This window comes from Caballeronia sp. BR00000012568055 (genome assembly GCF_029439455.1).
GTDB lineage: Bacteria > Pseudomonadota > Gammaproteobacteria > Burkholderiales > Burkholderiaceae > Caballeronia.
In genome coordinates this window covers 12,482-26,323 of record NZ_JAQFVG010000017.1, presented here as the reverse complement: position 1 = coordinate 26,323, position 13,842 = coordinate 12,482, and the positions used below count along the sequence as shown (strand labels likewise).

The 13,842-nt window shown below is 60.8% G+C and carries 11 protein-coding genes and 1 tRNA gene; 7 read left to right on the top strand and 5 right to left on the bottom strand.

Annotated elements, in window-relative coordinates; genetic code table 11:
• The 3 genes from P7F28_RS01870 to P7F28_RS01860 all read right to left on the bottom strand — a co-directional run.
• Positions 1 to 382, bottom strand: a 382-nt coding sequence (locus P7F28_RS01870; RefSeq protein WP_277182740.1) for a hypothetical protein, incomplete at its 3' end; no start/stop codon positions are given.
• A gap of 174 nt (positions 383 to 556) precedes the next feature.
• Positions 557 to 2,095 carry a methyl-accepting chemotaxis protein gene (locus P7F28_RS01865; RefSeq protein WP_277182739.1) on the bottom strand — a complete coding sequence of 513 codons (1,539 nt, stop codon included), beginning with the start codon at positions 2,093 to 2,095 and terminating at the stop codon, positions 557 to 559.
• 120 nt (positions 2,096 to 2,215) lie between these two features.
• Entirely contained in the window at positions 2,216 to 3,190 is a 975-nt protein-coding gene (locus tag P7F28_RS01860) for a glycosyltransferase family 2 protein (protein ID WP_277182738.1), read from the bottom strand.
• 252 nt (positions 3,191 to 3,442) lie between these two features.
• Between P7F28_RS01860 and P7F28_RS01855 the strand changes: the two genes are divergently transcribed.
• From P7F28_RS01855 to P7F28_RS01825, 7 genes are all read left to right on the top strand, one after another.
• Positions 3,443 to 4,663: a helix-turn-helix domain-containing protein gene (locus P7F28_RS01855; protein WP_277182737.1), complete on the top strand. Its 1,221-nt coding sequence runs from the start codon at positions 3,443 to 3,445 to the stop codon at positions 4,661 to 4,663.
• A gap of 39 nt (positions 4,664 to 4,702) precedes the next feature.
• Positions 4,703 to 5,344: a DUF5074 domain-containing protein gene (locus tag P7F28_RS01850; protein WP_277182736.1), complete on the top strand. Its 642-nt coding sequence runs from the start codon at positions 4,703 to 4,705 to the stop codon at positions 5,342 to 5,344.
• An 87-nt stretch (positions 5,345 to 5,431) separates the two neighbouring features.
• A complete protein-coding gene (locus P7F28_RS01845) occupies positions 5,432 to 7,558 on the top strand; it encodes a hybrid sensor histidine kinase/response regulator (protein WP_277182735.1) in 2,127 nt (708 codons plus the stop codon).
• Between the two features lie 140 nt (positions 7,559 to 7,698).
• Positions 7,699 to 9,927 carry an EAL domain-containing protein gene (locus P7F28_RS01840; RefSeq protein WP_277182734.1) on the top strand — a complete coding sequence of 743 codons (2,229 nt, stop codon included), beginning with the start codon at positions 7,699 to 7,701 and terminating at the stop codon, positions 9,925 to 9,927.
• 69 nt (positions 9,928 to 9,996) lie between these two features.
• Positions 9,997 to 10,758, top strand: a complete 762-nt coding sequence (locus P7F28_RS01835) for a hypothetical protein (RefSeq protein ID WP_277182733.1) — start codon at positions 9,997 to 9,999, stop codon at positions 10,756 to 10,758.
• Between the two features lie 152 nt (positions 10,759 to 10,910).
• On the top strand, positions 10,911 to 12,875 hold the full coding sequence (locus P7F28_RS01830; RefSeq protein WP_277182732.1) for a PhoX family phosphatase: 1,965 nt from the start codon (positions 10,911 to 10,913) through the stop codon (positions 12,873 to 12,875).
• Positions 12,876 to 12,953: 78 nt separating this feature from the next.
• The gene (locus tag P7F28_RS01825) at positions 12,954 to 13,172 is read left to right on the top strand and encodes a hypothetical protein (RefSeq protein WP_277182731.1); all 219 of its coding nucleotides are present in this window, start codon (positions 12,954 to 12,956) and stop codon (positions 13,170 to 13,172) included.
• A gap of 93 nt (positions 13,173 to 13,265) precedes the next feature.
• Here the strand turns inward: P7F28_RS01825 and P7F28_RS01820 are convergent.
• Together P7F28_RS01820 and P7F28_RS01815 are read right to left on the bottom strand one after the other, a co-directional pair.
• Positions 13,266 to 13,342, bottom strand: a tRNA-Val gene (locus P7F28_RS01820).
• An 81-nt stretch (positions 13,343 to 13,423) separates the two neighbouring features.
• Positions 13,424 to 13,842 (bottom strand): LysR substrate-binding domain-containing protein (locus tag P7F28_RS01815; protein ID WP_277182730.1); only part of this gene is annotated, 419 nt, incomplete at its 5' end.

Sequence of the window (13,842 nt, the reverse complement as noted above, 5' to 3'; positions counted from 1 at the left end):
ACACATGCCGGTACACCATGTTCTGTCCTGCCTGATAGGCCTTTTCGTGCTGCTCTTGAATGCTAGTGCCGTTGCGATGGTCGGCCTTGGCCACTGCAACGAACGCGTCGAACTCGGCAGGGTAATACTGTTTATACGCCGCGAACATTTTGTCGTCGGTAAGCTTCTTTTGGAACTGATACTCTTCAACGGCTGGTGTAACGAATGTGCGCGCGGGCACGATGCTGGCAGCAAGAAGCGCCACCGGCACTAAACGTGCGATTTTGGGACTTAGTTTCTTCTTGAATATGGTTTGGTACGCGAACACGCCCAACTGACCGACACCTACCGCAAGTGCGCCAACGATGCCGGCGACCAGAACTTCAGTCGTATTAAAAGCCACAGACAATTTCCTCGACGAAATAGCAGACCGCAAACGAGGCTTGGGTTGCCGAGGCCGCGTCGCGCTCCAGATGACATAAAGCCTGCGAGTATGCTATTTCGTACACTTAACGTCTTTGCGAATAATCTTAAAGCTGTCCGCTATCGGTCCCTGGGGAAAGGTAATCCCCTAGCACTAAACCTCCAGCAAGCGAAACGTCTGCACAGCCGACCGCAATGCACCCGCCTGATCTTCGAGCGATTGCGCCGCTGCCGCCGCTTCTTCGACCAATGCCGCATTCTGCTGCGTCACTTCATCCATCTGCGTGACCGCGCGCGCCACTTGTTCGATACCGCTGCTTTGTTCTTCCGACGCCGCCGCGATCTCGCCCATGATGTCCGTCACGCGCTGCACCGCCATGCTGATTTCGCTCATCGTGCGGCCCGCTTCATCGACGAGTGCCGCGCCCGATTGCACGCGATTCACCGATGTATCGATCAATTCCTTGATCTCCTTGGCCGCAGCGGAAGAGCGTTGCGCCAGTGTGCGTACTTCGCCTGCCACCACGGCAAAGCCGCGTCCTTCTTCACCGGCGCGCGCCGCTTCGACCGCTGCGTTCAACGCAAGAATATTGGTCTGGAACGCAATGCCTTCGATGATTGAGATGATGTCCGCAATCTTCGCCGAGCTATGGTTGATCTCGCCCATGGTCGTGACGACTTGCGAGACCACATCGCTTCCCTTGCCCGCGATTTCCGATGCATTCGCCGCCAGCACGCTCGCCTGACGCGCATTGTCGGCGTTCTGCTTCACCGTGCCGGTGAGTTGATCCATGCTCGATGCGGTTTCCTGCAACGCAGACGCCTGTTCCTCCGTACGCGATGAAAGATCGACGTTGCCCGCTGCAATTTGTTTGGTGGCCGAAGCAATCGACTCGCTGCCCGAACGCACCGAGCGCACCGTATCGACCAGCGATGCCTGCATGGTCGCCAGACCGCGCAGCAATTCGCCCATTTCATCGTTCGATGTCACCTTCACGTCGCGGCGCAAATCGCCTTGTGCAATGGCGCCGAATTGCGTGAGCGCAGCATCGAGCGGACCCATGATGCGACGGCGCAGCGAGTACCACGTAAAGCCCGCCGCAATCACGCCGATAAAAATCGCGATCATGCTCATGGTGCGGAACAGCGAGAATTGCGTTTGTCCGGCATCGTAAGCGGCTTGTGCCTGCTCGAATTGAATCTTGCGCAACTCGACGCCGGTTTTCGCGAAGTCGTTGAATGCGACTTGCATGGCGGTCGCATCCGCGCTGGCCTTTGCCTGATCTTTCGCACGCACATCGGCGTAGCCTTGGTCGATCAGTTTTTGCAGCGCCACACGCTGCTGGTTGAATTTATCGGCAATGGCTTTTTCGTCGGCTTCCTGCGGCAAGGCGCTGTATTTCGCCCATGCGTCGTCGGAGGTTTTGCGCATCACTGCGCCGCGTCCAATCGCTTCATCCGCTGCGGGCGTGCCGATATTGAGCGCCGCGCGATCGTAGCTCAGGCGCTCGCGCGCCATATACATCTCTGCATTGCCGACCGATACCGCACTCGGCATTTGATTCGTGAAGAGTTCGTAGGTAACGGAGTTGGAGCGATTCATGCCGATGAGACCCACGACGCCGATCGCGATAAGAAGCGCGCTCAACAGCATCATGGCCAGGGCGAGACGCCCCTTGATAGTCGAAAACATAGCTTTCCCGAAGTGCTTCCCGAAGTGACTGCTTCGCGTTGCTTACGCGAATACAGGCGGCGATGCATGCGTCCGCGCCTGTATAACGACATCGGAAAGAACGACTTGAGCGGATTAGGCTCATGGAAAACGGGGCGCGGACGGACGCTGCCGGATACGCACGGCGATCATCGCGCGGGCGATCAGCGAGAGATGGTAGTAAAGCCTGAGGCTAAAGCCGTAAGCGTAGGCATCGGGATGATCGAGCGCGACGCGTAACGCGGCTAAAGGCGAATCGTGCCTGGCGTGCAGCGAGACAACAATCGGCGCAAGACGACGCAATGCGGTACGCCGCGCAGATTCGAGCGCTGTATTGAGCGAAAGCTTCATCAGAAATTCGTAGGCATGCAGCGAAGCAGCGGATGTCGAATTGCGCGTGCTTAGCGAAACCGACGCCGCCGTCTTGCGGTAATACGACACGTACTCGTTGAGGTAATAGATGTGCGTGGCGGCAAGACATAACTGCACGCCGAACACGTAATCGCAGCACGCGCCCACATCTTCGCGATAACCCACTTGCTTGACGAGCGATGCCAGCGCCATCCACCCGTTATTTGGGAACATCTGCACGATGCCGGTTCGGCCGGGCTGCATCTGCAAGCCCTGCATGGCGCGCGTGCGATAAAACGCTTCGTTGAGAATTGCGCTTTGCTGAAGATTGACCTGACCGTTCGCATCGACTTCATATTGATTGCCGAACGCGACCTGCAAGTGCGGATACGCTTCCCACAGCGTTATAAGCCGCGACACAGCGTCTTCGGCGAGAAAGTCGTCGTCATGAATCAGCATGATGACGTCGCCGCTTGCGCGCTCGAAAAGGCTTGCGACATTGCGCGCTTGCCCAAGCGGCATTTCATTGCGCGTGTAGCGAATGCGCGCGTCGCTGGCGTAGCGCGTGTGAATAAGCAATTCGGTGCGATCGTCGCGCGAGTCGTCGCCGATCACGATTTCAAGCTGCGCATAGCGCTGCGCCAGACAGGAATCCAGGCACTGCACGATCAAGTCAGGCCGATTGCAGGTCGGCAGGCAAATAGAGACCGTCAACGCGCTCGTCATCGCTTCATTCTCACTCTGTTATTTATATGTCCGACTGTTTTCAACGTCTGCTTCACATTGCGAAATCCTCGCCTTTCATCGGCAAGGTAGTAGAAAGAAGAAAAAAAATATTCGGAAAAAAATCAGTAGGAAGTACGAGTCAGGGTAAACATTTCGATTGGTCAGAGGAAAAATATTCAGCTTGGCTTTTACAGCATGATCGTTAGCGGTGCACATCGATTACAAAAACCTCACGAAAGGACCGCATAAGAAATGGACTCGCTTATCACCGCAGCGGCACGCGCACTCGCAGCAGGCGATCCGCTCGGCGCACTGAATCGCGTCGCGCTGCGTGGCGATGCCCCCGCGCTTGCGCTGCGCGGAATCGCGATGGCGCAACTCGGTGACTTCGTGCGCGCGAAGGCGCTGGTGCGCAGCGCGGCGCGCGCGTTCGGCGCGAAAGAAGCCGTGGCGCGTGCGCGATGCGTAGTCGCGGAAGCGGAGATTGCGCTGGCCTCGCGCGATCTGGCGTGGCCCGCGAAGGCGCTCGATCACGCGCGAAAAACGCTTGAGGAACACGGCGATCGCGTCAACGCGGCGCATGCGCGTGCGCTCGATGTGCGGCGGCTCGCGTATATCGGCCGACTCGACGAGGCCGAGCGCCAACTCGCCGCGCTCGATACGGAAGCGCTGCCGCCCGCTTCGCAAGCCGTGCAGGCGCTGATCGAGGCGGGCATCGCCATGCGGCGGCTGCGCACCTTGCCCGCGCGCGCGGCGTTGGCACGAGCGGAAGCGGCGGCGCGGCGCTCGGGCATTGCATCGCTCAGTGCGGAAGTGGAGGCCGCGCGCGTTTTACTCGATGCCCCCGCCGCGCGCCTGATCGCACGCGGCACGCAACGGCCGCTTCTGCTCGGTGAAGTCGAAGCCTTGCTGCAAACGCCCGCGCTCGTGATCGATGCCTGCCGCAACGGCGTGCACGCGGCCGATCAGGTCGTCTCGCTCGCCACGCGTCCCGTACTGTTCACGCTCGCGCGGCTGCTAGGCGAAGCGTGGCCGCACGATGTATCGCGCGAAACGCTGATTGCGCGGGCGTTTCGCATCCGCCATCTGGACGAGACGCATCGCGCGCGGCTGCGGGTCGAAATGGGCCGCTTGCGTACGGTGTTGAAGCCGCTGGCGAGCATCCACGCGACGCCGCAAGGTTTCGCGCTCGCACCGCGTTTTGCGCAGGAAGTGGTCGTGCTCGCGCGTCCCGTGGATGACGATCATGCGCCACTGCTCGCGTTTCTATCGGATGGCGAATCGTGGTCCAGTTCCGCGCTTGCGCTCGCATTGAACGCGAGCCAGCGCACCGTGCAGCGCGCGCTGGATGCGCTGGCATCGGCGGGAAAAGTGCAGGCAATTGGCCACGGCCGCGCCAGAAAATGGATGATGCCGCCGATGCCCGGTTTCACGACGGCCTTGTTACTCCCGGCCGCGTGGGTGAATGAGTAGCATCAAAAGCACGGTCAACCACGAAACGGAGCGAACGACATGAAACGTGCTGAAGCAGAGATCATTCGCGAATACGGTCCTTTTGCCGATGTCGAAGGCGTGCACGGCGTCACCTTCGACGGCGAACGCGTCTGGTTCGCCAGCGGCGACGCCCTCAACGCACTCGACCCCGAAACCGGCGAACGCGCCCGCAAGCTCGATGTGCAGGCGCATGCAGGCACCGCGTTCGATGGCGAGCATCTGTATCAGATTGCCGAAGACCGCATCCAGAGGATCGATCCGCGCACGGGCCGCGTGCTCGGCACCATTCCCGCGCCCGGCGGCGGCGCGGATTCGGGCCTCGCGTGGGCCGAAGGCACGTTGTGGGTCGGGCAGTATCAGGCGCGCAAGATCCATCAAATCGATCCGCAGAACGGCGCGATTCTGCGCACCATCGAGTCGAATCGTTTCGTTACGGGCGTCACGTGGGTCGAGGGCGAACTGTGGCATGCAACGTGGGAAAGCGACGAAAGCGAATTGCGGCGCATCGATCCGCAAACGGGCGAAGTCATCGAAAAATTGGCGATGCCGGAAGGCACGGGCGTGTCGGGACTGGAATCGGATGGCGGCGAGCATTTCTTTTGCGGCGGCGGGCGTACCGGCAAGATTCGCGCGGTGCGGCGACCTAAGCCTGAAAAGTAACAGTAGCGGGCAAAGCGCGCCGCACGCGATAGCATTCTGAAAACCACTGCCGTGCGTCGCGTGCTGCCCGCTTCAAAGGACCTGCTTTTGACTTCTACGTTTTCCGATCACGTTCAACTCGATTCATGGATTGGCGAGTCCGCCCGCGCCATCCGCGATTTCGACTGGCGCAAGACGCCGCTCGGTCCTATCGACGACTGGCCGCAGCATTTGCGCTCCGTCGTGCAGGTGATGTTGCGCAACGCCTTGCCGATGGCCGTGCTGTGGGGCGAAGAAGGCACGCTGCTCTATAACGACGCCTACGCCCGCTTTTCCGGCACGCGCCATCCGCGCATTCTCGGCATGCGGATTACCGACGCGTGGCCGGAAGCGAGCGATTTCAACCGCAATGTGGTGGAAACCGGGCTGCGTGGCGAATCGCTGTCGTATCACGGCATTTCGTTTCTGCTCGAACGCGGCAATGCGGCGCCGGCGGAAGTATTTCTGGACCTGCATTACAGCCCGGTGGCATCGAACGACGGCATGCCGGTGGGCGTGCTCGCCATCGTCGTCGATACCACCGAACGCATGCGGCTGGAACGCACGCGCGCCGAGGCCGAAGCCGCATTCCGCGCCGCCGACGAGCGCCTGCAACTCGCGCTCAATTCGGGCGCGGTGCGCGGCACCTTCGTGTGGGAGATTCAGGAAAACCGCGTCAAAGGCGACGAGCGTTTCGCACGCACGTTCTCTTTTACGCAGCAGCAAGTCGAAGGGGGATTTCCGATTGAAAACGCGATCGACATCATCCATCCGGACGACCGCGAACGCGTGACCTCGCTGATTGCGCAGACGGTGCGCGATGGTTCGCCGTATCGCGCGGAATATCGCATTCGCACGCTGGATGCGGGCTGGATCTGGATTCTCGCGTCCGGGCGCTGCGAGTTCGACGCAGCGGGGCATCCCCTGCGCTTTCCCGGCGTGATCGTCGAGATTCACGACCGGAAAATGGCCGAAGAAGCCTTGCGCGACATGACGCGCAGTCTCGAAGACAAGATTTCCGAAGCGGTGGCGGCGCGCATCGCGGTGGAAGCGCAATTGCGGCAAAGCCTGAAGATGGAAGCGCTCGGCGCCATGACGGGTGGCGTCGCGCACGACTTCAACAATACCTTGCAGGCGATCAGCGGCAATCTGCAATTGATGCAGTACATGCCGCCTACCGACCCGCGCGTGCCCGAACGCATACAAGCCGCGCTCGATGCCGTGCAGCGCGGCGCAAAACTCGCGTCGCAATTGCTGTCGTTCGCGCGGCGGCAGCCGCAGTCGCCGGTGGTCATCAATCCGCGCCGTCTGTTCGATGAACTCCACGAGCTGTTGCAGCACGCGGTAGGCGCATCCGTCACCATTACGACGATGCTGCCCGATCATCCGTGGAACTTCCGCGTCGATCGCAATCAACTGGAAAACGCGCTGTTGAATCTGGCGATCAACGCGCGTGATGCCATGCGCGGCGACGGCCGTCTGATGCTCGCCTGCGCCAACGAAACCCTCGACGACGCCGCCTGCGAAGGCAAGGAACTGCGGCCCGGCGACTACGTTCGGCTCACCGCGTCCGACACCGGCTCGGGCATGACGCCGGACGTGCTGGAGCGCGCCTTCGAACCGTTCTTCACCACCAAGCCCGAAGGACACGGCACCGGACTCGGCTTGTCGATGGTGTTCGGCTTCGTCAAGCAATCGGGCGGGCATATCGCGGTGTCGAGCACGGTTGACGTGGGCACGACGGTGGAGATTCTGTTTCCGCGCAGTATCGAGATCGAATCGATGACGCCGGAAGCGGTGTCGATCACCGCATCGGTCGGCGGCGCGACCGTGCTGGTGGTCGATGACGATCCCGCCGTGCTGTCTTCCACCGTCGCGATTCTCGAAACCATGCACTTCACCGTACTGCGCGCCGCCAATGGCGATGCCGCGATGAGCGTGCTGGAAAGCGGTATCGGCGTGGAACTGATTCTGACCGACGTGGTGATGCCGGGAAAAGTGAAATGCGCCGACTTAGCCGAATGGGCCTTCGCGCAGGTTCCGCCGGTTCCGGTCATCTACGTGTCCGGCTACACGCGCGACATCATTACGCGTGACGGCGTACTCCGGCCCAATGTCACGCTGCTCCACAAGCCATATTCCGCGCAGGCGCTCGCCAAGGAAATTGCTTCCGCTCTCGGTAAGCCGGACGCGTAAGTTTTTCTGCTGATTGCCAGGCCCGCAAGCTTTGGTCTAAAGAATTTGCCGATCGCGCCGACAAACACCTCAGAGTTCATCTACCGACCAAGGCTGGGGTTGAAGCGGTGCACGGAAGAGCGAGTGATTTTCTCGGACATATGAGCGATACGGTCGCCAAGCGTCTGCCCTATCTGGAATGGGCGCTGCGCTTCGACCGGCTCGGGCTCGCGTTCGTCGCCGTGGTGGCGATGGCTGCGGCCTCGCTTTTCGTGCCGCAACCCTGGAACGACATTCTGGCGATGAGCGCGGCCGGCGCGATGGTGTTCGTGCATCAGGGGCAGTCGGCGCGGCGCAAGATTTTCGCGGCCAATCAGATCTCGCAGGGTTTGCTGTCGATTGCGGAAGACTGCATCAAATTACTCGATCTCGACGGGCGTATCGTCTGCATTTCGGAGACGGGCCGCCGTCTGATCGAAGCGAGTTCCACCGATGTTTTGGTGGGCTTCGACTGGATCGCCCTGTGGGATACACCGGACGCGCAGCAGGCGTTCGATCGCGCGAAGGCGGGCGAGTCGGTGTCGTTCTCGGGTTCGTGCCGCACTTTCGGCGGCGCGATGAAGTGGTGGACGTCGAGTTTTGCGCCGGTCGTCGGCGAAAACGGCAAGGTCACGGCGGTGCTGTGCAAGTCGCGCGACATCACTACGGAAGTGAAGATCATCGACGAACTGCGCGGCAATGCGCGCGTGCAGAAAGACATGGAAGATCACGTCGATGCCGTGTTCTGGACCGCCAGCGCCGACTTCCGCACACTGCTGCACGTGAGTTCGGCTTTCGAGCGCATGTGGGAAATGCCGATCTCCGCGCTCGAAGCAGACGAGACCGCGTGGGCGCAGCGCGTGCATCGCGAAGACATGCCCGAACTGCGCAGCAAGATGAAAAGCGCCGTGAAAACCGGCCAATCGACGCAAAGCTATTTCCGCCTTGCGCTGCCCGACGATCGCACGCGCTGGGTGCGCGCGGATATTTATCCGGTGATCGAAAACGGCGCGGTGTCGCGCGTGGTGAGCGTGTGTGTCGATGCCACCGCCGAGCGCATGCACTTGCAGGAATTGCATCGGCTGGCGAATATCGACAGTTTGACGGGGCTGCACAACCGCAACGCCATGACCGAAGCGCTGGTTACGCGGTGCGCCACCGGCGAGCCGCTGGCGTATCTGTTCGTCGATATCGACCGCTTCAAATCTATCAACGATACCGCCGGTCACAGCGCCGGCGACACTGTGCTGACCGCGATCGCGGAGCGCATCAAGAGCGCGCTGCCCGAAGGCGCGATCGTGGCGCGCCCCGGCGGCGACGAGTTCACTGTGGTGCTGCCGGGCGTGTTCGATCAGGAACGCATCGAGCGCGCGTGCAGACGCATTTCGCTGGCATGCCATCGGCCGATACGTGTGGGCTGCAAGAGCGTGACGCTGTCGTGCTCGATCGGCGTGGCGCTGTTCCCCGAGCACGGCCGCACGCCGGAAGAACTGTTTATCAGCGCCGACATGGCCATGTACGCCGCCAAGCGCGCGGGACGCAATACGTTCCGCGTGTTCGGCGAGCGCGAGAAGAACGATCTGGCGCGCGCGCACCTCGAATCGCAATTGAGCGATGCCATTCGCGACGACCAGTTCGTGCTGCATTATCAGCCGCAATACAGCGTGGAAACCGGCGAACTCGCCGGCGTCGAAGCACTCGTTCGATGGAACCATCCGCAACTCGGCCTGCTCGCGCCGGGCGCATTCGTGCCGGTGCTGGAAGAAAGCCCGCTGATCATGGATGCGGGACACTGGATCATTCGCGAAGCCGTGCATGCTGCATCCAAACTGACGACGAGCATGCCCGCCGTGCGTTCGATGGCGGTGAATGTATCGCCGAAACAGTTCCGCGATCCGCGTCTGGTCTCCGTGCTCAAGCAGGCGATCAAGCGGCGCGGCATCGAAGCGTGCAGCATCACGCTGGAAATTACGGAGTCCGCACTGATCGAAAATCTCGACGATGCGCAGGCCGTCCTGTCCGCGATGCGTGAAATGGGCGTGCGCATTGCCATCGACGATTTCGGCACGGGCTATTCGAGTCTGAGCTATCTGGCGCGTTTCCGGCCCGACCTGCTCAAGCTCGACAAATCTTTCGTCGATAACATCGCCACCGATGCGATGACCTACACGGTAGTCGAAGGCGTGATCGATCTCGCGCACAAACTCGGCGTGATCGTGGTGGCCGAAGGCGTCGAAACGCAGGACCAGCTCGAACGCCTGCGCGATGCCGGTTGCGACAAGGTGCAGGGCTATCTGCTGTCGCGCCCGGTGCCGATGGAACGGCTGGTCGAACTCGCGCCCGTGCACTGATTTTCAGCGGGTGTTGCGCTTCTGTGTGGCGCGCTATCATGCGCGACAGGCACGTCACGGAGAAGCGCAATGACTCATCTGATCTTCGCATCCGTCGTATTCCTGATTGTTTTTCTGAGCGCATTAGTCGGGCTGTTCGTTGCTACGCGGCTGCCCGAACATCACCTGAGCGACGAATCCTCCAGCGCAATAAAACTCGCGATCGGTCTGGTCGCCACCATCACGGCGCTGGTGCTGGGCCTGCTCATTTCCTCAGCCAAAAGCTCGTTCGACTCCGTCAATAACAGCCTGATCGATAACGCGGCGAACATGATTCGCCTCGACAGCACGCTCGCGCAATACGGGCCGGAAACGCTGACCTTGCGCGCCACGCTCAAGCGCAATTACGAAGACTGGATCGACCTCATCGCATCGCGCGATGCGACGCGCAGTGCGCGCTTGAATAGCCCGGAGATTATCGGACGCATGGAGGAGTTCGGGCATCGCATCGGCGGCTTGCAGCCATCGACCGATGCGCAACGCGAATTGCGCGCACGTGCGCTGCGCATCAACGATGAAATGTTCGCAGCGAGATCGCTTATTTTGCTGCGGCGGGAAGGGTCGTTGCCCAAGGCGCTGATGTTCGTGCTGGTCGGCTGGCTGGCGATTATCTTCGGCACGTTCGGCGTGCTCGCGCCGCGCAATGGGACGATTATTGTCGCGTTCTGGATGTGTGCTTTATGCGCTTCCGGTGCGGTGTTCTTGATTCTGGAGATGGATACGCCGCTGGATGGGATCGTGACGGTGTCAGTCAGAGCGATGCGGGAGGCAGTGGGGCGGTTGGGGGGATGAAGAGCGCAAAAAGATTATTACCAAATCCTGTCAATTAAATTTCACAAATATTTCGTAAGCTAGCGCCTCCCACCAGCGCGCGATGTTCGCGAACGATCCACGACGAGAGCACGACTCGCCGGTGCAACCCTCACAACGGATCTCCACGACACATGGCGCAGTCCCCCGACTTTTCCCGTCGCAAGGCCCTCAAAATTCTCTCGGGCGCTCCGATGCTCCCGCTCGGCCTGGCTTCCACTTCGCTGCTCGCCGCCTGTGGCGGTCACAGCGACGACGCCGCGCCCGCGCCGGTGACGGCCGTCGCTGCGTTCACGACGGCATCGTTCAGCAGCATGGCCGCGCCGTCCTTCTCGAATCCGAATGCGATGGCCACCACCACCGTCGCATCGACCATGACCGCGAATTTCGCCGATGGCAGCAGCCGTACCTACAAGCTCGCCTATCAGCCGTTCTTCGTCACGGGCGATACGGTGACGAACACCGCGGGCGGCACCATCGTCGCGGGCGGGTATTTCGATATCAACAATCAGCCGATTCTCGACCGCTCGGTGTCGGGACAGTCGCGCCAGTTCTATTCGGATTGCCCGGACGGCACTTCGCTCATCAAGATCGACAAGCCGACCGTAAAGGGCGTGAAGGGCAATGCCGTGTTCGCCGTCGTGCAGTTCGAATACACCACGCGCGATCTCTCCAGCGAAGATATGTACGGCAAGCTGCCGTCGCCCATCGCCGTGCTGACGCTCGATCAGGACCCGACGACGGGCAAGCTCACGCTGGTCAGCTATGCAAACGTGGATACGTCCAAAGCGCACGGTCTGTGGATCACCTGCGGCGCGAGCCTGTCGCCGTGGAACACGCATTTGTCGAGCGAAGAGTACGAGCCGGACGCCGCCACGCTCTCGACCAACACGCAATTCAAGGCCTACAGCACTAACCTGTATGGGAACGCTACGCAGGCACGCGCCTATCACTACGGCCATCTGCCGGAAGTTACCGTGAATCCGGACGGCACGGGCACGGTCAAGAAGCACTACTGCCTTGGCCGCATCTCGCACGAACTGATTCAGGTGATGCCCGACAAGCGCACCGTCATGATGGGCGATGACGCCACCAACGGCGGCCTCTTTATGTTCGTCGCCGACAAGGAAGCGGACCTGTCCGCCGGCACCTTGTACGTGGCGAAGTGGGCGCAAACGTCATCGGCGGGCGCGGGCTCGGCTACGCTCACGTGGATGAATCTCGGCCACGCGACCAGCGATGAAATCGAAGCACTCGCCAACACGCTGACGATCACCGACATCATGGATATCGTCACGGACGAGAAGAATCCGCCGACCGACGCCAGCTACACGCGCATCCACTACAGCGGCAAGTACAACTGGATTCGCATCAAGCCGGGCATGGAGAAGGCGGCGGCGTTTCTGGAGACGCATCGCTATGCGGCGCTGCGCGGCGCGAGCCTCGGCTTCACCAAACTCGAAGGCACGACCGTCAATGCCAAGGACAAGATCGTCTACACGGCGATGTCGCAAATCACTTCGTCGATGATCAAGACCAGCGTCCACACGATGGATATCGCGCTGGACAAGCAGATTTCCTCCGGCGCCGTGTACGCGTTGAACCTGAAAAGCGGTCAACGCGATCTGACGGGCGCGGCGATCAACAGCGAATGGGTGCCGGTCGATATGAGCGCGCCCGCTGCACTGGTCGGCGAAGACCTCGCCACCGCCGATGCGCTCGGCAATACCGCGAATCCGGACAAGATCGCCAATCCGGATAACCTCAAGTTCTCGGAGAAGCTGCGCACGCTGTTTATCGGCGAGGACAGCAGCATGCACATCAACAACTTCCTGTGGGCTTACAACGTCGATACGAAAACCCTGTCGCGCGTGATGTCGACGCCGGCGGGCGCGGAATCGACCGGTCTGCATGCGGTGGACGAGATCAACGGCTGGACCTACATCATGAGCAACTTCCAGCACGCGGGCGACTGGGGCAGCGTGCACGCGAAGGTGCAGACCACGCTCGATCCGCTGGTGCGCGCGAATTACAAGGATCGTTTCGGCGCGGCAGTCGGCTATCTGACGGCGGATGCGACGTCGATCAAGCTGGCCTGAGTTGTAATGTGAGCGATGGGACGGCGGGCGTGGAGCGGTATAAAATCGTAGCTATACCTTTCTTTCGCGCCCGCCATCATGGATACACCTTCGGGCAACGAGCCGGCGAAAAAGCGCATGTCGCCGGCCATGCTCAATACGCTGACTGCGCTGATTGGCATTGCTACGCTGGCGGCTGGAATCGGCTGGCTGGTGTATAGCTGGGTCGTGGATCTGGAAGTGCCGTATTTCGCCATTCCGCTCGTGATGACGGTGCCGGTGATTGTCGCGGTGGCGTTCAGAAACTGCTTTGAATAGCGATTCATAGCGATTCAGCCGAACCCAAAACAAAAGCGCCGCGTGTTGATGAAACACGCGGCGCTTTTTCACTTCCGGGTACTGCTTGTTCGTTGGTAGGCTCGATTGGATTCGAACCAACGACCCCCACCATGTCAAGGTGGTGCTCTAACCAACTGAGCTACGAGCCTGTCGAGGCGCGAATTATAGAGAGTCGCTCTGCGTTTCACAAGTGTGAATCCGCAGATTTTTTCCGCGTGCCCGATGCGCGGCTAATTCACCGGCGTTTCCTCGCGCAACCACTCGATCAGCGTCTCCATCATCGGCGTGATCGAGCGGCCGTGCGGCACCACCACGTAATACGACTCGGGATGCTTCCACGTGGCGATCGGCAGGCGCACGAGATCGCCGGAAGCGAGCAGGTCGTGCACGATCCTCGCCCAGCCCAGTGCGATACCCTGGCCGAATCGCGCGGCGTGGATCGCGTCGCCATAGAGGCTGGCGCGCAACGCGTAATTCAACTTCGGTGGCCGATGACCGACCGCTTCGAACCACGCATCCCAGCCCATCCATCCTTCGTAGGTTGGATCGGAATCGACCAGCGGTAAATCCGCCAGTTCTTCGAGCGTCTTCGGCTCGCGGTTCAATTCCAGGAAACTCGGCGAGCAGACCGGAAACACTTCTTCATCGA